The following is a 19,901-nucleotide window of genomic DNA, read 5'->3' as shown; positions in this document are numbered from 1 at the left end:
GAAGGTCGAGCCCCCGGTGGATGCCGGCATCCAGGGATTTGCGGCGGCTACGCAAGGAGTTGCATCAGGTCCGCACGCGTAATCGCGGTGGCCCCGGAGCCGCCGCCGAGCGCGGCCTCGAACAGCTCCCGCTTCTTCGCCTGGAGCGTGAGGATCTTCTCCTCGACCGTCCCCTGGGACACCAGCCGGTACACCATGACGGGCCGCTGCTGACCGATGCGGTGCGCGCGGTCCGCGGCCTGGGCTTCCACGGACGGGTTCCACCATGGGTCCACGAGGAAGACGTGGTCCGCCGCCGTGAGGTTGAGGCCCGTGGCGCCCGCCTTGAGGGAAATCAACATCACCGGTGGGCCCTTCGGGTCCTGGAACGACGCCGCCACCGCACCCCGGTTGGCCGTGCTGCCATCCAGCCGGATGAAGCCGATGCCCGCTTCCTGAAGCGCGGGCTCGATGAGGTCCAGCATCGACGTCCACTGGGAGAAGACGAGCGCCTTGTGCCCGTCCTCCACCGCCGTGCCCAGTGCCTCCACCAGGGCCTGCACCTTGGACGAGGTCTTCGCCTGCTGGCCCGGCACGAGGGCAGGGTGGCACGCCGCCTGCCGCAGCCGCAGCAGGGCCTCCAAGGCCTTCAACACGCTGCCGCCCGCCTCGAGCTGCGACACCACTTCCTCGCGCGTCGCCGCGTAGACAGCGTCGTAGACGGCGCGCTCCCGCTCGGTGAGCGTCACGTGGCGCACGGCGTCCGTCCGGGGCGGCAGCTCCGGCGCCACGTCCCGCTTGAGCCTGCGCAGGATGAAGGGGCGGATGCGCGCCCGCAGCCGCTCCGCCGCGCCCTTGTGGTTGTCCGCGACAGGCCGCGCCCAGCGCTCCTCGAAGTCCTTCCGTCCACCGAGCAGGCCCTGGTTGGTGAAGTGCATCAGGCTCCAGAGCTCCTCCAGCCGGTTTTCGATGGGCGTGCCACTCAGCGCCAGCTTGAAGTCCGCCTGCAATCCATACGCGGCTCGCGCCACCTGGCTGTCTGGATTCTTGATGGCCTGGGCCTCGTCCAGCACGACGGTGCTCCACTGCTTCGCGCCCAGGACCTCCGCGTCCAGGCGCATCAAGGCATACGTCGTCAGCGTCACGTCGGCCGACTCATCCAGCGCGCGTCCGGGGCCGTGGTACACGGAGACCTTCATCGAGGGACGGAAGCGCTTCACCTCCGCTTCCCAGTTGGGCAGCACGCTCGTGGGCGCCACCACCAGGGTGCCCGGGCCCAGCGTGCAGATGGTCTGCAGCGTCTTGCCCAGACCCATGTCGTCCGCGAGCACGCCGCCCAGTCCCGCCTGACGCAGGAAGGTGAGCCAGCTCACACCCTGGAGCTGATACGCGCGCAGCGTCGCCGTGAGGTCTTCCGGCAGCTGCGGCTCGGGAAGCTTCTCGAAGCCCTTCACCAGGGGCGCCAGCCGCTCCAGGCCCGGTGGGGAGGGGTGCTCCAGCGCTTCACACAGGCCGGTGAGCTGCGGAATGGCATGGTTGGCGAGCCGGCCATCCCGGCCTCGCGCGGACAGCAGGTCCGCCACGCGCTGGCCATGGGACTTCAGCCACTCCGCGGGCAGGGGCGCCCAGCCGCCACCTTCCAATGGCACCAGCCCGAGCCCTTCTTCCCAGGCCCGCATGACCGCCGCCGCATCCACGGAGCGGGGCGATTCCCGGTCCTCGCCCTCCACCTGGAAGTCGAAGGAGAAGCCCACGTGCGGCACGCCCTCGGTGCCGGCGCCCGTGTCCACCTTGAGCACCGGGCGCAGTTGCACGTTCGGGTTCGTCACTACCGCCGCGCCATCCCCCGTGAGGCCCCCGCGCCAGCGCCGCAGCTTGTCGGCGAGCTGGACGGCTTCCTTCCCCTGCACCGTGACGCGCCGCCCGGGGGCCATGTTCAGCTCGTCGCGGAGCTGGTGGACGAGCATCTGCTCGGCGGCCTCGTCGCGCACGGGCGCGGCGCCCTTCAGGTACACCATGCGTCCGCTGTCGATGCGCACGGTAGGCGGCGAGCCATACACCAGCGTCGGCAGCACGGAGAGGCCGGTGTCGAGCTGGTTCAGCTCCAGGGAGATGCGAGGCTTCAGCGTGCGGTCGATGGGCGGCAGCCGTTGACTTCGCACATCCACCGGCATGCGCCGCGCGATGTCCGGCAGCACCTTTCCCGTCAGGTCTCCCATCTGGTGGGGCGCGAAGGCGCGCTCCTGCGGCAGCTTCTCCAGCCAGGGCCCCGTGAGGCCCTGTTCCCCCAGGGGACAGAGCGTCCCGCTGCACAGCGCGAGGCCGGGGCTCACCACCTCGGTGACGCGCGGGTCCTTCTCCACCTTGAGCACCGTGTTCTCACCGCGGTCTTCCACGGTGACGCGGGGCATGAGGGGCTCGCTCGTCACCGACACCAAGGCGCCGTCGAAGAGCACGGTGCGCGCGGGCTCCAGGACGCGCAGCAGCGCGTTGAGCCGCTCGGGTGGCAGCGCGCCCCGGGTGGGCTTCAGCAGCAGCTTGTCCGCGAGCAGGTCGCACGGCTGCGTCTGGATGCGAGCGGCCTCCACGGGATTGGTGAGCAGCGAGGCCAGGCTGCGCGCCAGCAGTCGCGCGGTGTTGTCCGGACGCACCACCAGCCGCTCCAACTGGAGCCCGCCGTCCACGCGCTTGAACCGGTACACCATGCGCTCCGGCTTTGGCGCGCCAGCCGCGGGTGCGCTGGGCCTGGTGACGGTGTTCGCACCTGGGCGCGCGGCGGGGGCGGCCGGACGCTGCGCGGGGGCACGCCGTGCCGTGGCATGCTGGTGGAGAATCAGCGCCGCCGCGACCACGTGCTCGCAGGGGTCCACCCGGCCGCGGCAGTCGCACTCCCAGATGGCTTCATCCAGGTAGAGCACCGTCTTCACGGGGGCGGGCCGGCTGGGCACGCGCACCCGCAGCACGGCCTCTTCCTCATCCACGGACTGCACCGAGACGGCGCCCGCGCGAGCGAGAGTCGTGCCGGCAGACCAGGTGTCCGGGCGCGCTTCCTCCCGGACGGCATCGAGCAGCTCCGCGGTCGCAGACATACGAGGCCTGCTTCCCTATCCCCATGCGGAGCCTCGTGCAACCCGGGCCTCGTTCCGGGTGCGGCGGGGTGTCAGGGGGGCCCTTGCCATCAGGGCGCGGTGGTCGTGAGCGGAAAGTCCGCGCGCGCCCAGGCCTTCTCGAAAGCGGCGCGGGTGCGAGCCGCCTCCTCCTGACGCCCCTGCGCTTCGAGCGACTGCGTCAAGCCGAACAGGCCCCAACCATTCTTCGGGTTGCGCCGCAGGTCCTCGCGGTAGACGGCCTCCGCTTCCTGGTGGCGTCCGGCCTCCAGCAGCGCGGCGCCCTGGTAGTGGCGCACCGGATAGAACCAGTCCGCGGGCTCGGCGTAGGAGAGCCGGTCCGCGGCGTCGACGGCTTCCCGCCACAACGTCAGGGCCTGGGGCCGGCCCTCGGCCTGGGCCACGCGGGCCTCCAACACGCGCACCGCGACGCCCAGCACGTCTTTCGCGGTGTTGAGGTTCGCGGCCATGGTCGGAGGCACGGTGCGGGCCAGTTGTCTCAGCTCGGCCAGCTCCGCGCGGGCTTGTGGCAGTTGCCCCGTGGCCGCCAGCGCCATGCCGTGCGCGTGGAGCCAGAGGCCCGTCTGGACAGGGTACTTCGGCTTCGGGCGGGGCTCGGCGAGGAGGCTCTCCCAGTCCCCGAAGCGCACCATGGCGAAGAGCGGCTGGGCCACGAAGAAGTCCATGCCCGGCATCATCGTGAGCAGCTCCGGCGGGAAGTGTTTCGCCGAGGCCCGGGCCGCCTCCAACGTCTCCTGCTTCCGCCCCTCCATGGACGCGGAGTACGCCAGGAAGCCGAAGTTGTGGGACGTGTACATGGGGTAGACGTGGCCGCGCGGCTTCGCCTGCTTCTGGTAGGCCAGGTCCGCCGCCGCCGCCTTCCGATTGCTTTCCGAGGCATCCGCGTAGCGGCCCACGCGCTGGTAGATGTGGGCCGGCATGTGGACGATGTGCCCCGCCTTCGGCGCCAGCGCGCCCAGCCGGTCTGCGGAAGGCTCCGCCTTCTCCGGGTGCGGCGAGGCCTCCACCGCGTGGATGTAATAGTGGTTCGCGCCCAGGTGGTGTGGGTCCCGGGTGAGCACGGACTCCAGCGTGGCGACAATCTGCTCCGTGCCCGGGGCCGGCGCCCCGTCCAGCGACCACAGCTTCCAGGGATTCCGGTCCATGAGGGCCTCGGCATGGAGCGTCTGCACGTCCAGGTCGTCCGGGTAGCGCGCGGCCACGTCCGCCATGGCGCTGGCATAGGCCTCGTTGAAGGGGGCCATCTTCTCCGGTGGCAGGGCCTCCGGGCCGGGGTAGCGCTGGACGAGCGCGGTGATGAGGGCCTGTTCCACCGGCGTCGTACGGGGGGCGAGCTGCCGAGCGCGCTGGAGGGCGTCCCAGGCGGCGGGCGCACTCTCCGCCAGCATGGGCATGTTGTAGTTGGGGCCCAGCACCAGCGCGACGCCCCAGAAGCACATGGCGCAGGTGGGGTCCAACTGCGCGGCTCGGGCGAACGAGCGTGCGGCCTCGTCGTGGTTGAAGCCATATGCCACCCGCAGGCCCTGATTGAAGAAGGCCTGGGCCTGGGGTGAGGCCGTGGTGACCTGGCGTTCGTGCGTCCCCAGCCCGTCGAGCAGCAACGCGCCGTCTGCCAGGGAATCCAGGGTCGGGGCCGAGTGCTCCGCGGCAGCGGCGGACGTGCCGGCGAGGGCCAGGGCCAACATCAAGGCACAGGGCAGGGGAGCACGCATGGGGGACCTCCGCGGGGATGTGCTCTTTCCTCAAGCTGGGGACGCGCCAACGCACCGCCTATGGGGTGACATGGCGCGTTGCCTACTCGAAGTGATGCTTGGCGAGCACATCACTCACTGCCTGCGGATGAGGGTTGGGAACGAGCCCGCGCCGTAGTAGATTCCCGCCCGGCGGAATCTCACTGCAGCAGCGCGAGCGTCCGCTCAAGACCACCCATGCTCGAAAGGTGTTCGAGGGTTCCGCCCCAGGGCCGGATTCCTCGCTGCGCCGCTTTTTCATACCCCCTTCCGCGTAGCGCCCAGGGAGATTCCACCGTGCCTCACGACACCACGCTCATCGCCACCATCGCAGTTGGACTCGGACTGGCCTTCGTTGGTGGGTTCGTCGCACGCTGGCTGAAGCTGCCACCTTTGGTGGGCTATCTCCTGGCGGGCGTGGCCGTGGGGCCGTTCACGCCGGGCTTCGTCGCGGATGGGGGCCTTGCCGGTCAGCTGGCGGAGATTGGCGTCATCCTGCTGATGTTCGGCGTGGGGATTCACTTCTCCATCAAGGACCTGCTCGCCGTGCGCAACATCGCGGTGCCGGGCGCCGTCGTGCAGATCGCGGCGGCCACCGTGATGGGGACCGTGGTCTCGCACTGGTGGGGTTGGAGCCTGGGCGCGGGCCTGGTGTTCGGCCTCGCGCTGTCCACCGCCAGCACCGTGGTGCTGCTGCGCGCCCTGGAGGAGCGGGGCATCCTCGATTCGGTGAATGGCCGCATCGCGGTGGGTTGGCTGATTGTGGAGGACCTGGCGATGGTGCTCGCCCTGGTTCTCCTCCCCGCGCTGGGCAACGTCCTTGGCTCCGCCGACACGCAGACGTCCGCGACGGCGGCCGCTGGAGGCAGCCTCATCTGGACCCTGGCCCTCACGCTGGGGAAGGTCTGCCTCTTCGTGGCGCTGATGGTGGTCGCCGGCACGCGGCTGGTGCCCTGGCTGCTGACCCAGGTGGCCAAGACGGGCTCCCGCGAGTTGTTCACGTTGTCGGTGCTGGCGGTGTCGCTGGGGATTGCGTTCGGGGCCGCCGCGCTCTTCGGCGTCTCCTTCGCGCTGGGCGCCTTCTTCGCGGGCGTGGTGGTCAGTGAGTCGGAGCTCAGCCACCGGGTGGCGGAGGATTCGCTGCCGCTCCAGGACGCGTTCTCGGTGCTGTTCTTCGTGTCGGTGGGAATGCTCTTCGACCCGATGGTGCTGGTGAAGCAGCCGCTCGAGGTCGTCGCCGTGCTGGGCATCATCGTCCTGGGCAAGTCGCTGGCCGCCTTCTTCATCGTGTTGGCGTTCCGCTACCCGGTGAACACCGCCCTCACGGTGTCCGCGAGCCTGGCGCAGATTGGGGAGTTCTCATTCATCCTGGTGGGGCTGGGCGTTACGCTCGGGCTGCTGCCGAAAGAGGGGCAGAGCCTGGTGTTGTCGGGGGCCCTGCTGTCCATCACCCTCAACCCGCTCGTCTTCAAGACCATTGATCCGCTGCTGGCGTGGCTGCGCCGGCACCCACGGTTCGCCGCGCGCATGGACCCCGAGGAAGACGAGCTGTCCGACCTGCCCATTGGCATGGGGGACGTGCAGCTGCGCGAGCACGCGGTGTTGATTGGCTACGGGCGCGTGGGCGGCGTGATTGGCCAGAGCCTGACGGAGCAGAAGATTCCCTTCGTGGTCGTGGAGCAGAACCGCGAGTACGTGGAGCGCCTTCGTGAGCAGGGCGTGCCCGCCATCTACGGGGACGCCGCGGTGCCCGGCATCCTGGAGCACGCGCACCTGGATACGGCGTCCATCCTCATCGTCGCCACGCCGGACGCGCTGCAGGCCCGCGCCATCGTGGAGCAGGCGAAAGGCGTGAATCCGACCCTTCCCGCGGTGGTGCGCACGCATGGCGACGAGGAGCGGGACTACCTGGAGTCGCTGGGCGTGGACCGGGTGGTGATGGGCGAGCACGCGCTGGCACGGAGCATGTTGGACTACGTGCTGGAGCGCCTGTCCGCGCTGAAGGCCGGGCCTCTGTTGCCGGCACCCGCGGACGCCGTGGTGCCTTGAGGCCCGCGGGAACTGCGGCGCGGCTCCCACTCCCCATGGCCGGACTGCGTTGGCCCTCTGGTCTCGCGACGTCCCTGGGGTGAACCGCACCGTGCTCTCTTCAGGGGCCCTGGCGCATACGGGCGAAGGCGCCGACTGGTTCGCGTTCGCCCGGTGAGCCTCATCGCCGCGCCCGCCCGGAGGGGGACGCGGCGTCAGGGCTACGTCGGCGTTACATGTTGCGCCGGTACTGCCCGCCCACCTCGTACAGCGCGCGGGAGAGCTGGCCGAGCGTGCAGACCTTACAGGCGTCCATCAGCGCGGCGAAGATGTTGCCGTTGTCCAGCGCCGCGCGGCGCACGGCCTCCAGGGCCTTGGGCGCCGTCGCCTCGTTCCGCTTCCAGAAGGCGTCGCGCGAGGTGATGGAGTAGTTCTTCTCCTCCGTCGTCGCGCGGATGACCTCGGGCGGCGTCACCGTCGGAGAGCCCTTGGGGTCCAGGAACGTATTCACCCCGATGATGGGCAGCGTCCCGTCGTGCTTCAGCGTCTCGTAATAGAGGGACTCTTCCTGAATCTTGGAGCGCTGGTACATGCGCTCCATGGCGCCCAGCACGCCGCCTCGCTCGGAGATGGCGCGGAACTCCGCCAGCACCGCCGCCTCCACCAGGTCGGTCAGCTCCTCGATGATGAACGCACCCTGGCTGGGGTTTTCGTTCTTGGAGAGGCCGAACTCCTTGTTGATGACCAACTGGATGGCGAGCGCGCGGCGCACGCTCTCCTCGGTGGGCGTGGTGATGGCCTCGTCGTAGGCGTTGGTGTGCAACGAGTTGCAGTTGTCGTTGAGCGCGAGCAACGCCTGCAGCGTGGTCCGGATGTCGTTGAAGGCAATCTCCTGCGCGTGCAGGCTCCGGCCAGACGTCTGGATGTGGTACTTCAGCTTTTGCGAGCGGTCATTGCCGCCGTACTTGTCCCGGATGGCCTTGGCCCAGATGCGGCGCGCCACGCGGCCCAGCACGGCGTACTCCGGGTCCATTCCGTTCGAGAAGAAGAACGAGAGGTTGGGCGCGAAGTCGTCGATGTCCATGCCCCGCGACAGGTAGTACTCGACGAAGGTGAAGCCGTTGGCCAGCGTGAAGGCCAGCTGGGAGATGGGGTTCGCCCCGGCTTCCGCGATGTGGTAGCCGGAAATCGACACCGAGTAGAAGTTCCGCACCTTCTGGTCGATGAAGTACTGCTGGATGTCGCCCATCACCCGCAGGGCGAACTCCGTGGAGAAGATGCAGGTGTTCTGCGCTTGGTCCTCCTTTAGGATGTCCGCCTGCACGGTGCCGCGCACCGACTGGAGCGTCTTCGCGCGGATGCGCTCGTAGACGTCGCGCGGGAGCACCTCGTCGCCGGACACGCCGAGCAGCAGCAGGCCCAGCCCGTCGTTGCCCTGCGGCAAGTCGCCCTGGTAGCGGGGCCGCGGCAGGCCGCGCTCGCGGTAGAGGGCATCTATCTTCTTCTCGACCTCGTCGACCTTGCCGTTCTCGCGAATCCACTTCTCGCACTGCTGGTCCACCGCGGCGTTGAGGAAGAACCCGAGCAGCATCGGCGCGGGGCCGTTGATGGTCATGGACACGGACGTGGACGGGTCCGCCAGGTCGAAGCCGGAGTAGAGCTTCTTCGCGTCGTCCACGTTGGCGATGGACACGCCCGAGTTGCCCACCTTGCCGTAGATGTCCGGCCGGTGGTCCGGGTCCTCGCCGTACAGCGTCACCGAGTCGAAGGCCGTGGACAGGCGCTTGGCGGGCAGGCCGCGCGACACGTAGTGGAAGCGCTTGTTGGTGCGCTCCGGGCCGCCCTCGCCGGCGAACATGCGCGCGGGGTCCTCGCCCTCGCGCTTGAGCGGGAAGACGCCCGCGGTGAAGGGGAAGGCGCCCGGCGCATTCTCCCGCAGCAGCCAGGTGAGGATGTCACCCCAGTCTTCGTAACGGGGGAGGGCAATCTTGGGGATGCGCAGGTGGGAGAGCGTCTCCGCGTACAGGTCCAGCTCGATGACCTTGTCGCGGACCTGGAACTGGTACTTGGACGCGGCGTAGCGGCGCTTCGTCGCGGGCCACTCAGCCAGGAGCCGGCGGCAGTCGGCGTGGAGCCGCGACTCCAAATCCGTGTACAGCTCCACCAGCTCGCTCAGGTAGGCGGGCTCGCCCTCGACGCGCTCAGTGACCTGCACCGTGTCCGAGGGGTCCTTGGGCTCGACGATTTCCAGGCGCTTCCTGCCCACGTTGGTGCGCAGCGCCTCGATGGTGCCGTGGAGCTGGTACATGCGCCGGGCGATGGCGGCCTGGGCCTTCACGAAGCCGTCATAGGACTCACAGGCCTCGACGATTTCCGCCAGGTAGCGCGTGCGCTCGGGCGGGATGATCCACTTCTTCTCGCTCATCCCCGGCGTGAGCTCGAAGCCGGACTTGAGCGGCGCGCCCGTCTTCGTGGAGATGGTGTCCATGAGCGCCCGGTAGAGCTGGTTCATCCCCGGGTCGTTGAACTGCGAGGCGATGGTGCCGTACACGGGCACCGCGTCATCGGCGGTGGTGAAGGCGTTGTGGTTGCGCTTCCACTGCTTGCGCACGTCGCGCAGCGCGTCCAGCGAACCGCGCTTGTCGAACTTGTTGATGGCGATGACGTCCGCGAAGTCGAGCATGTCGATCTTCTCGAGCTGCGTCGCCGCGCCGTACTCCGCCGTCATCACGTAGAGCGCCACGTCGGAGTGCTCGGTGATTTCGGTGTCGGACTGGCCGATGCCGGAGGTCTCCACCACGATGAGGTCGAAGCCGGCGGCCTTGCAGATTTCGATGGAGTCGCCCACGTGCTTGGACAGGGCGAGGTTGCTCTGGCGGGTGGCCATCGAGCGCATGTACACGCGCGGATTGTCGATGGCGTTCATCCGGATGCGGTCGCCCAGGAGCGCGCCGCCGGACTTGCGCTTGGACGGATCCACGGACAGCACGGCGAGCGTCTTGTCCGGGAAGTCGGCGAGGAATCGGCGCACCAGCTCATCCACGAGGCTGGACTTGCCCGCTCCGCCGGTGCCGGTGATGCCCAGGATGGGCACGCGCGGGCCCTTGGCCTGGATATGCGACATGGCCTCGCGCAGGGCCGGGCCCTGGGACGCGAAGTTCTCCGCGATGGTGATGAGCGGGGCAATCCGGGACGGCTCGCGCATCGAGGGCGCATCGAGCAGGGGCGCGAAGTCGCCTGGCCGCTTCTCGAAGTCACACTGGGAGATGAGGTCGTCAATCATCCCCTGAAGGCCCATGGCCCGCCCGTCGTCCGGCGAGTAGATGCGCGTGACGCCGTAGCGGTGGAGCTCTTCAATCTCCGACGGGAGGATGGTGCCGCCACCGCCGCCGAAGACCTTGATGTTGGCCTTCCGCTCGCGCAGCAGGTCAATCATGTACTTGAAGAACTCGACGTGACCGCCCTGGTAGGAGGTGATTGCGATGCCCTGCACGTCCTCCTGGATGGCGCAGTCGACAATCTCAGCCACCGAGCGGTTGTGCCCCAGGTGGATGATTTCCGCGCCCGAGGACTGCATGAGGCGGCGCATCACGTTGATGGCGGCGTCATGCCCGTCGAACAGGGAGGCGGCCGTCACGATGCGGACGTGGAAACGAGGCTTGTAGGGCTGGGGAACGGGTGTCTGCTGGACGTTTCGCACGGCGCGTACAGTAAGAGCGCCGTTTGTGTCGAGGCAAGGGATTGGAGCGTGACTGACCGCTCCTCGACGCGGGCTGTCAGGCCCTCGTTTCAGGGAGGAACGCGCCCAGCACCCGCAGTGCGGCCGACGTCGGTGTCGCACGCCCTTCGCGCACGTCCGCCTCCAGCGTGGGCACCAGTGCGGACACCTCGGGGTGCGCACGCAGGGCCGCTCGGAGGCCGTCCTGCACCATGGACCACATCCACTGCACCTGCTGCGCCTTGCGGCGGAGCTCCATCGCGCCCGAGGCCGCGCTCCGCCCGAGCTGCGTCTCGACGGATGTCCACAGCTTCTCGATGCCGCTGCCCTCCAGGGCACTGCAGGTGGTGATTTCCGGCTCGGCGCCCGGCCGCATCAGGTGCAACGCGGCGCGTAGCTCGGAGCGGGCCCTTTCGGCGCGCGGCTTGTTGTCGCCGTCCGCCTTGTTGATGGCGAGCATGTCCGCCACCTCGAGGATGCCGCGCTTGATGCCCTGCAGTTCGTCCCCGGCGCCCGCCAGCATGAGCACCAGGTAGAAGTCCACCAGGTCGGCCACCACCGTTTCCGACTGGCCCACGCCCACCGTCTCCACCAGCACCACGTCGAAGCCCGCCGCCTCGCACAAGAGCAGCGTCTCGCGCGTCTTGCGTGCCACGCCGCCCAAAGTGCCGCTGGAGGGGCTGGGGCGGATGTACGCGGCTTCCTCGCGCGACAGCCGCGCCATGCGCGTCTTGTCACCCAGGATGCTGCCGCCGGACACGGTGCTGGACGGGTCGATGGCCAGCACCGCCACGCGCTTGCCGGCCTTCACCAGGTGCATGCCCAGCGCGTCGATGAAGGTGCTCTTGCCCACGCCCGGCACGCCGCTGATGCCCACGCGCTGGCTGCCACCCGTGGTGGGGAGCAGCCGCGTGAGTACCTCCTGGGCGAGCGCGGCGTGGCGCGGCAGCTCGCTCTCCACCAGGGTGATGGTGCGCGCGAGCATGGCGCGGTCGCCCGCGCGCACGCCGTCCACATACGTGTCCGCGGGCAGCAGCTTCACGCCTCTTCCTCCAACGAGGCGGCCAGCTTGTCGAGCAGCTCGATGGCCGCCTTGGAGATGACCGTGCCGGGGCCGAAGATGGCCGCGGCGCCCGCGGCGCGAAGCGCGTCGTAGTCCTGTGCGGGGATGACGCCACCCACGACGACCATGATGTCCTCACGGCCCAGCGCCTTGAGTGCCTGCTTGAGTTGCGGCACCAGCGTCAGGTGGCCGGCGGCGAGCGAGCTGGCGCCCACGACGTGCACGTCGTTCTCCACCGCCTGCCGCGCGGACTCCTCGGGCGTCTGGAACAGGGGACCGATGTCCACGTCGAAGCCCAGGTCCGCGAACGCGGTGGCGATGACCTTCTGGCCGCGGTCATGCCCGTCCTGCCCCATCTTCGCGATGAGGATGCGCGGCCGGCGGCCGAAGCGCGCGAGGAACGCGTCCGCCTTCTCACGCGCGTCGATGATTCCCTGGGCGTCCTTGCCCGCTTCGCTGGAATACACACCCGTCACGCTGCGCACCGTGGCCTCGTAGCGTCCGAATACCTTCTCGAGCGCGTCGCTGATTTCGCCCACCGTCGCCTTGGCGCGGGCCGCGTCGATGGCCAGCGCCAGCAGGTTGCCCTCGCCGCGCCGTCCCGCCTCGGTGAGCGCGTCCAGCTTGCGGCGGACGTCCTCCGCGTTGCGCTCGGCGCGCAGTTCGCGCAGCCGGGCAATCTGCGCCTCGCGTACCGCCGAGTTGTCCACCTTGAGAATCTCGATGGAGTCCTCGCGCTCAGGCGGGTACTTGTTCACGCCGATGATGGCCTGGCGGCCGGAGTCGATGCGCGCCTGGGTGCGCGCCGCCGCCTCCTCGATGCGCAGCTTGGGCAGGCCGGCCTCGATGGCCTTCGTCATGCCGCCCAGCGCCTCGACCTCCTGGATGTGGGCCCACGCCTTGCTCGCCAGTTCGTGCGTGAGGCGCTCCACGTAGTAGCTGCCACCCCACGGGTCGATGACGCGCGTGGTGCCGCTCTCCAACTGGAGATAGAGCTGGGTGTTGCGGGCGATGCGCGCGCTGAAGTCGGTGGGCAGCGCGATGGCCTCGTCCAGCGAGTTGGTGTGCAGGCTCTGCGTGTGGCCCTGGGTGGCGGCCATGGCCTCCACGCAGGTGCGCACGACATTGTTGAAGACGTCCTGCGCGGTGAGGCTCCATCCAGACGTCTGGCTGTGGGTGCGCAGCGCCAGGCTCTTGTCCGTCTTCGGGGAGAAGCCCTTGATGAGCTTCGCCCAGAGCAGGCGGGCGGCGCGCATCTTGGCCACTTCCATGAAGAAGTTCATGCCAATGGCCCAGAAGAAGGACAGGCGCGGCGCGAAGGCGTCCACGCCCAGTCCCGCCGCGAGCCCGGCGCGCACGTACTCCACGCCGTCCGCCAGCGTGTAGCCCAGCTCCAGGTCCTGCGTCGCCCCGGCTTCCTGCATGTGGTAGCCGCTGATGCTGATGCTGTTGAAGCGCGGCATCTTCTCCGCCGTGAAGCGGAAGATGTCGCCGATGATGCGCATCGACGGAGCGGGCGGGTAGATGTACGTGTTGCGGACCATGAACTCCTTGAGGATGTCGTTCTGGATGGTCCCGCTGAGCTGCTCGGGGCGCACGCCCTGCTCCTCGGCGGCGACCACGTAGAGCGCCAGCACCGGGAGCACGGCCCCGTTCATCGTCATGGACACGCTCATCTGGTCGAGCGGAATCCGGTCGAACAGGATGCGCATGTCCTTGATGGAGTCGATGGCCACGCCCGCCATGCCCACGTCACCCGCCACGCGGGGATGGTCGCTGTCGTAGCCCCGGTGCGTCGCGAGGTCGAAGGCGATGGACAGGCCCTTCTGCCCCGCCGCGAGGTTGCGGCGGTAGAAGGCGTTGGAGGCCTCGGCCGTGGAGAAGCCGGCGTACTGCCGAACCGTCCACGGCTGCTGCACGTACATGGTGGAGTAGGGGCCGCGCACGAAGGGCGGCAGGCCCGGCAGCGAGCCCAGATGCTCCACGCCCTCCATGTCCTCGCGCGTGTACACCGGCTTGACGGGGATGCCCTCGGGCGTGTCCCAGCGCTCGGCGTTGCGGGTGGCCTCGCCGGCCTGACGCAGTTGCTGGTCGCGCGTGGGCGCGGCGGAGTGCGTTTCGGGGGCGTCGAAGTCGATGCCCGAGAAGTCCGGTACGTGGGGGCGCATCAGGCCACTCCGAGCTGCTGGTGCAGTGAGGACAGGAGCGAGAACAGGTCCGCTCCCGCGTAGAAGAAGACGTCCACGCCGGCCGCGCGGAAGGCGGCCTCGTGGTCACCGGGCCGGCCCGCCACGGCCACCGCGCGCGCGCCCGTCGACTTCAGCGCCGCCGTCAACGCGGGCACCCATTCTGGATACAGCGCGTCCGGCCCGGAGATGACGGCGAGCGGCGCGCCTGATGCCTGGAAGCGGGCCACCGCGTCCGCGATGTCCGCGAAGCCATGCTGGTCCGCCGGCTCGATACCGCCCGCGGCCAGGACGTTGGCCGTCCACGTGGAGCGGGTGGTGTGCTCGGCCACTGTGCCCAGGCTGGCCAGGAAGGCCTTGGGGCGCGCACCGTGCGCGGCGAGGTGGCGGTCGCTCGCGTCGCGAAGCGCCTCGAAGGGCTCGGCCACTCGCACCGGGCGCAGAGGCAGGGGGCCCGGCGTCGCGGGCGCCGTGGACGCCTCGGCGCGGGACTCCCGCTGAACGGGTGTTTCGCCCAGGTGGGGGAACTCACTCACGCCGACAATGGGCAGGCGGCGGGTGCGCACGGCCTTGTCGCGCGCCGCGCGCGTCTCCGCGAGCACGCGGGCCACGTCGCCGCTCGTGAGCGCTTGCTCCATGCCGCCCAGCGCCTCGATGCGCCGCAGCTCGGTCCACGCCGCGCGGGCGATGTCCTGCGTGAGCTGCTCCAGGTAGTAGCTGCCGCCCGCGGGGTCGGCGACGCGGTTGAGGCTCGACTCGTCGCGCAGGATGAGCTGCGTATTACGCGCCAGCCGGCGGGCGGACGCGTCGGGCGTGCCCAGGGCTTCGTCGAACGGCGAGGTGCTGACGCTGTCCGCGCCACCGACGACGGCGGCGAAGGACTCCGCGGTGGCGCGGAGGATGTTCACCCACGGGTCCCGCTGCGTCTTCGTGGTGCTCGCGGTGCGCGCGTGCAGCACCATGGCCTGGGCCTCCGGCGAGCCGCCACACGCCGCCACGGCCTTGGACCACAAGAGCCTCGCCGCGCGCAGCCGGGCAATCTCCGGGAAGAACTGGCCACCCACGGACATCGCGAACTGGACGGAGCGCGCCGCGACGTCGGGGGAGACGCCCGCGCACTCCAGTCCGCGCAGGTACGCCACGCCCGTGGCGATGGCCCAGGCCAGCTCGTGCACCGATGTGGCGCCCGCGTCCGCGTAGGCGCGCGTGGAAACGAGCAGCACCCGAAGGCCGGGCGCGGCTTCACGCATCGAGGTGACCAGGGGCGCGGCCTGGGACAGCGTCGCGTCCAGCCCCATGGGCAGCGAGCCCGTGCGGGCCAGGATGCCGAGCGGATCCACGCCGAGGCTGCCCTTCAGCGCCGCGCGGGACACGCCCGTCTGCTCCGCGACGTGGAGCAGGTGCTGGGCGGCGGCCAGCGGGTCGGACTCGGGCTCCAGGTGGACGGGCGTCGTGTCCAGTGGCGCATGGGCGAGCAGCCGCCGCAGCGCCTCGGCATCCGGTACGCGAACGCCGTGCGTGTCGCCCAGGTGGAGCCATACGCCCCAGCCGCCCCGGTCCAGGTCCGTGCGGATGGCCTCGGCGGCCTGCGTCACGTCCGGCTCGCTGTACTCCTGGCACACCACCCATCCACCCTCGGTGAGGCCCAGGGCCTGGGTACCGCGCACGTAGGGGGCCACGCCGGGCGGCTCGGGCGGCGCGGCGGCAGCGTCCTGCTGCGTGTAAAGCGGCTGGAGCGACAGGCCGCCTTCCAGCTGCGACTGGAGCGCGGTGAAGGGCTTGCCCTTCAGGTCCTTGTCCACGAGCCGGCGCCAGTCTTCCACCGACGGGGACGGGAACTCCGAGGCGATATGGAGAGGCTCTTGAGCCATGCTGCGTCCTCGCGGGATGGGAGTGGCACCGACCCATAGGCGCAATGGACCGGCGGGGCAATGGGCTTGGAGGGGCTGCCTCAGTCTTCCGACGGGACGTCCTGCCCCTTGAAGCCCCAGTCCTCCAGCACTTTGGCTTCATCCAACGCGTTCTTTGTCTTCTTGAAGCGGGCGCCGGACACGCCTTTTACCCGGCGCTCACACGCGGCCCAGGAGGCGTGGCGCTTCACGGAGCTGCCCACCTGACTCAGGTAGGAGTACGCCTTGGCCGCGGCCTCCCGCTGTTCCTTGGGCTTCTCAGGAGGCAGTGACATGTCCTCCGGCAGGTCGTGCACGGCCACGGCATAGCCGTGGAGCGGGCCGGTGTAGAGCCTCGCGTCACGCCCCTTGGAATAGGCCACGGCGATGGCGTCCACGCGCTCGTTGCCGGGAACGCCCACGTGGCCCCGGATGTAGAACCACGCCACGGCGGCGGCCTCGGCGGCATGGTTCTCCTTGCGCTGCGCCAAGAGCGCCATCAGCCGTTTCCAATAGACGGTGTTGGCGACCTCGCCGCCCTCGGCCGTCTTCCACCCGCGCCGGCTCCAGCCGAACGCCCACTTGGTGGCGCCCTGAATCACATACGTGGAGTCCGTGTGGATGTGGATGGGGCCCGGCGCGCGCTCCAGGTGGCGCAGGGCCTTGCCCACGGCCGTCAGCTCCATCCGGTTGTTGGTGGTCTCCGGCTCGTGGCCGCCCAGCTCCGTCACCAGCCCGTCGGGCGTGACGATGATGCTCCCCCAGCCACCCGGGCCAGGGTTTCCTGAACAGGCGCCATCAGCGAAGACAAGGGTCGGGCGGTGCTCCATGTCGGCACCCTATTCGGCGCGAAGTGCTCCCGCCAGGACGGCGGTGGCCGCGCGCTCAGTGCACGGCACTCAGGGAGGGGCCCGGCCGGACGCGCGCGAAGGCGGCGCGAACGGCTTCTTCTGGCTGAGCGCCGTTCAGCAGCACCACGGGCCCATTGCCTGCGAGCCGCATGGCCGGGACGCCGCGGATGCCCAGCCGTTGGGCCTCCTCCTCGTCGGCGAGCACGCGCGTGGTGTACCGGCCCGCCTCCAGTGCGCGTGTCATGGACTCGCGGTCCATGCCTACGTCCTCCGCCAGCGCCCCCAGCACGCGCAGGTCCCCGATGTCCCGGCCGTCCGCGAAGAAGGCACGGAAGAGGGACTCATGGAACGGGGAGAAGGACCCGGCGTCCTTGGCGAACTCGGCGGCTTCGAGCGCCAGCCGGCTCTTCGGTTGCACCGGCGGGGGCTTCATCGTCAGGCCCCGCTGCTCGGCCAACGGGTAGACGGCGCGGGCCCAGTCCGACCGCGGGGGCTCACTCACCGGGGCGAGCGGCCGCGCGGGCACCGGACGCAGCTCGAACGCGCGCCAGTGGATGTCGAGCGCCGAGCCCAGCCGGGCATATAACCGCTCGAGGATGGGAAGCTCGAGGTAGCAGAAGGGGCAGACGTAATCGCTCCAGACGTCGAGGCGGACCGGCGTGTCCGATTGGGTCATGGGCGAGGCTCCTTGAAGTCCCCCCCAGGGGACATCCCCTCACGTTGGCCATGCCCGTGCGGGCACGGGATGCAGTGGCGCCGGTCCTCCCGGACTCCAGCCGGGCGTGCGAGCCGTTGCCGCGCGCTCGTAAGGATGGAGGGCGCGCCGCTTCACGAAGCCGAAATATCCTTGATGAGGGATTCCATCAGGGCGGGCACGGCCCGGTGCCGCAGATTGGGCGTGGCCTGACCTGCCCAGAGCGACACGAGGTCCGTACGGCCCGCCTTGACGGCCGCGGGCTTGAGCTTCGACAGGAACCAGCCCTGGATGGGGAAGGGCGCGAGCGCTGACTGCTGATGGGCCACCTCCTCTGTCCAGCGATTGCGCATGCCTCGCGCCAGCCGGCCCGTGAAGGACCTCGTCAAGGTGGTGTGCTTCGCGCGGTCGCTGAAGAGCAGCTCGCGGTGGGCGTCCGTCGCTCCCGATTCCTCGCAGGCAAGGAACGCCGTTCCCAGTTGCGCGGCCTGGGCACCCAGTGTGAACGCGGCGCGAATGCCTCGGCCATCCGCGATGCCGCCCGCCGCGATGACGGGCGCCTTCACGCGGTCGGCGACGAGCGGCGTGAGGGCCAGCGTCCCCATCAGCGAGTCCTCGGCGCGCGCGAGGAAGGAAGGACGGTGTCCGCCTGCCTCGAAGCCCGTGGCCACGATGAGGTCGACGCCCGCCGCGTCCAGGGCCTCGGCTTCGGCCAGCGTGGTGGCCGCGCCGGAGGTGAGGATGCCCTTGCGCCGACACTCCGCCAGGACCGAGGCGGGGGGCACGCCGAACACGAAGCTGAAGATGGGGGGACGGGCTTCGAGCAGCGCCTCTACCTGGTCCTCGAAGCGGTAGTGGAAGCGCTCGGGCATGGCGGGCTTCTCCACGCCGAGCTCGCGGTAGTACGGCTCGAAGAGACGGTAGATGCGGTCGAAATCCTCAGGGCTGAGCGCGTCTCCGCCCGCGTCATGCTCGGAGACCCAGAGGTTCAGCGCGAAGGGTTTGTCCGTCAGCGCCCGAATCCGGTCCGTCACGCGGCCAAGCTCCTCGGGCGGGAGCTGATACGCCCCATACGAGCCCAGCCCTCCGAGATTCGACACCGCCGCCGCGAGTCGTTCGGTGGAGAGCCCGCCTCCGAAGGGGCCCTGGATGATGGGGTGTTGGATGCCCAGCTTCTGGAGGGCTTCGTTCGTTCGGTGCGGGCTCATCGCGGCTCCTTCGGTCGGGAATGGCGGAGGGATAATCGCGGACGTTGGACGGGGTGGGAGAAACGACACGCGGAAGCGCGCGGGATGTCCGGATGCGGGACTCCGATTCCCATTCCCGTGCAACCGGGCTTCTCGCTTCGTCCAGATGGCCTGTACGCCGGGGGTGGCACGCGGCATGCTCGGACGTCCTGGACATGACGATGACCCTTGGCCAGGACCTCCGCTTCGCGCTGCGCCGGCTTCGTGGCAGTCCTACCTTCACGCTGGTCGCGGTGGCCACGCTCGCGCTTGGGATTGGCGCCAACGTCTCCATCTTCAGCGTGGTGAATGCCGTGTTGCTGCGGCCGCTGCCCATGCACGACGACGCCCGTCTGGTGCGCGTGTACAGCCTGAGGACGCAGGGGCCGGGGCCCACCTCCGTGCTGGACTTCATGGACCTGCGGGAGCAGAGCCGCACGCTGAAGGGCTTGTCCGCGGTGGCGCCCGTGGCGGTGACGCTGGCGGCGGACAGCGCGGACACCTCGCCGGAGAAGGTGCAGGCGGGGATGGTGACGGGCGACTTCTTCCCGATGCTGGACGCTCGCGTGCAGTTGGGGCGCGCGCTTCACCCCGATGACGTCCGGCCCGGCGCTCCGAAGGTGGCGGTGATTTCCCATGCGCTGTGGCAGCGGCGCTTCGGCGGGAGCGCCGCTGTGCTGGGGCGCTCGGTGGACCTGGGCGCTCCGGAGCCTTGGACGGTGGTAGGGGTGATGGCGCCGGGCTTCGACTTCCCCGCACGCTCGGAGCTGTGGAGCCCGCTGCTCTGGGAAGAGAGCATGACAAAGCCCGAGGGGCGCGGGGCGCACTGGCTGGAGGTGTACGGCCGCCTGGGCCCGGACGTGGCGCTGGCGTCCGCGCGCACCGAGCTCTCCGCCATCGCCCACCGTCTCGCGGGGCAGTACCCCCAGACGAACGAGGGCAAGGACGCGCGCGTGGAGCCGCTGCGCGACGTGCTGGTGGGCAACGTCCGTCCGTCGCTCCTGTTGATGCTGGGCGCGGTGGGGTTGGTGTTGCTCATCGCGTGCGCGAACCTCACGCACCTGCTCCTGGCGCGGGCAGCCTCGCGTGAGGGGGAAGTCTCCGTGCGCATCGCCCTGGGCGCGAGCCGTGGCCGCATCGCGCGCGAGCTGTTGGTGGAGTGCGGCGTGCTCGCGGGTCTGGGCGCGGCCGTGGGGCTGCTGGTGGCGATGTGGGCGCTGGATGTGTTGGCCATGTGGGGGCCTCGGGACATTCCCCGCATCGAAGAGGTGTCGCTGGATGGCCCGGTGCTGGCCTTCACCGCGGGACTGGCCGTGCTGACCACACTGCTGTTCGGGCTGGTGCCCGCGCTCCAGGCGGGGCGGCTGGACCTGGTTCGTGGGTTGAAGCGGGTGCTGTCTCTTATACAC

At 69.8% G+C, this 19,901-nt stretch carries 11 protein-coding genes; 2 read left to right on the top strand and 9 right to left on the bottom strand.

The genetic code is table 11. The annotated features are described in order from the left end of the window. Nucleotides 1–47 precede the first annotated feature (47 nt). Nucleotides 48–3,068: a DEAD/DEAH box helicase gene (locus F8M74_RS14025; RefSeq protein ID WP_141256426.1), complete on the bottom strand. Its 3,021-nt coding sequence runs from the start codon at nucleotides 3,066–3,068 to the stop codon at nucleotides 48–50. Between the two features lie 89 nt (nucleotides 3,069–3,157). Beyond that, entirely contained in the window at nucleotides 3,158–4,819 is a 1,662-nt protein-coding gene (locus F8M74_RS14020; protein WP_228560289.1) for a hypothetical protein, read from the bottom strand. 315 nt (nucleotides 4,820–5,134) lie between these two features. Between F8M74_RS14020 and ybaL the strand changes: the two genes are divergently transcribed. Beyond that, nucleotides 5,135–6,886, top strand: coding sequence for a YbaL family putative K(+) efflux transporter (gene ybaL, locus F8M74_RS14015; RefSeq protein WP_141256427.1), 1,752 nt, complete (start codon nucleotides 5,135–5,137; stop codon nucleotides 6,884–6,886). A gap of 211 nt (nucleotides 6,887–7,097) precedes the next feature. Here the strand turns inward: ybaL and F8M74_RS14010 are convergent, their stop codons facing one another. The 7 genes from F8M74_RS14010 to F8M74_RS13980 form a co-directional block, all read right to left on the bottom strand. Beyond that, nucleotides 7,098–10,565, bottom strand: coding sequence for a methylmalonyl-CoA mutase family protein (locus F8M74_RS14010; RefSeq protein ID WP_141256428.1), 3,468 nt, complete (start codon nucleotides 10,563–10,565; stop codon nucleotides 7,098–7,100). A gap of 76 nt (nucleotides 10,566–10,641) precedes the next feature. Then, nucleotides 10,642–11,625: a methylmalonyl Co-A mutase-associated GTPase MeaB gene (gene meaB, locus F8M74_RS14005; RefSeq protein ID WP_141256429.1), complete on the bottom strand. Its 984-nt coding sequence runs from the start codon at nucleotides 11,623–11,625 to the stop codon at nucleotides 10,642–10,644. Further along, the gene (gene scpA / locus F8M74_RS14000) at nucleotides 11,622–13,814 is read right to left on the bottom strand and encodes a methylmalonyl-CoA mutase (protein ID WP_141256430.1); all 2,193 of its coding nucleotides are present in this window, start codon (nucleotides 13,812–13,814) and stop codon (nucleotides 11,622–11,624) included. Before scpA ends, meaB begins: the two co-directional genes overlap by 4 nt. After that, nucleotides 13,814–15,703 (bottom strand): methylmalonyl-CoA mutase family protein, encoded by a 1,890-nt coding sequence (locus tag F8M74_RS13995; protein ID WP_141256431.1) that lies wholly within the window; start codon nucleotides 15,701–15,703, stop codon nucleotides 13,814–13,816. The genes scpA and F8M74_RS13995 overlap by 1 nt, the downstream gene beginning before the upstream one ends. Before the next feature lie 80 nt (nucleotides 15,704–15,783). Then, nucleotides 15,784–16,551 (bottom strand): RNase H family protein, encoded by a 768-nt coding sequence (locus tag F8M74_RS13990; protein WP_141256432.1) that lies wholly within the window; start codon nucleotides 16,549–16,551, stop codon nucleotides 15,784–15,786. Between the two features lie 55 nt (nucleotides 16,552–16,606). Continuing rightward, a complete protein-coding gene (locus F8M74_RS13985) occupies nucleotides 16,607–17,248 on the bottom strand; it encodes a DsbA family protein (RefSeq protein ID WP_141256433.1) in 642 nt (213 codons plus the stop codon). A gap of 152 nt (nucleotides 17,249–17,400) precedes the next feature. After that, on the bottom strand, nucleotides 17,401–18,474 hold the full coding sequence (locus F8M74_RS13980) for a nitronate monooxygenase family protein (protein WP_141256434.1): 1,074 nt from the start codon (nucleotides 18,472–18,474) through the stop codon (nucleotides 17,401–17,403). 194 nt (nucleotides 18,475–18,668) lie between these two features. Between F8M74_RS13980 and F8M74_RS13975 the strand changes: the two genes are divergently transcribed. After that, on the top strand, nucleotides 18,669–19,901 hold a 1,233-nt coding region (locus F8M74_RS13975; protein ID WP_240462288.1), incomplete at its 3' end, for an ABC transporter permease.

Origin of the sequence: Myxococcus sp. CA023 (assembly GCF_010998615.1) — a bacterium.
Lineage (GTDB): Bacteria > Myxococcota > Myxococcia > Myxococcales > Myxococcaceae > Myxococcus.
Note: the sequence above shows the minus strand (reverse complement) of the source record. Positions and strands in the feature narration are given on the sequence as shown.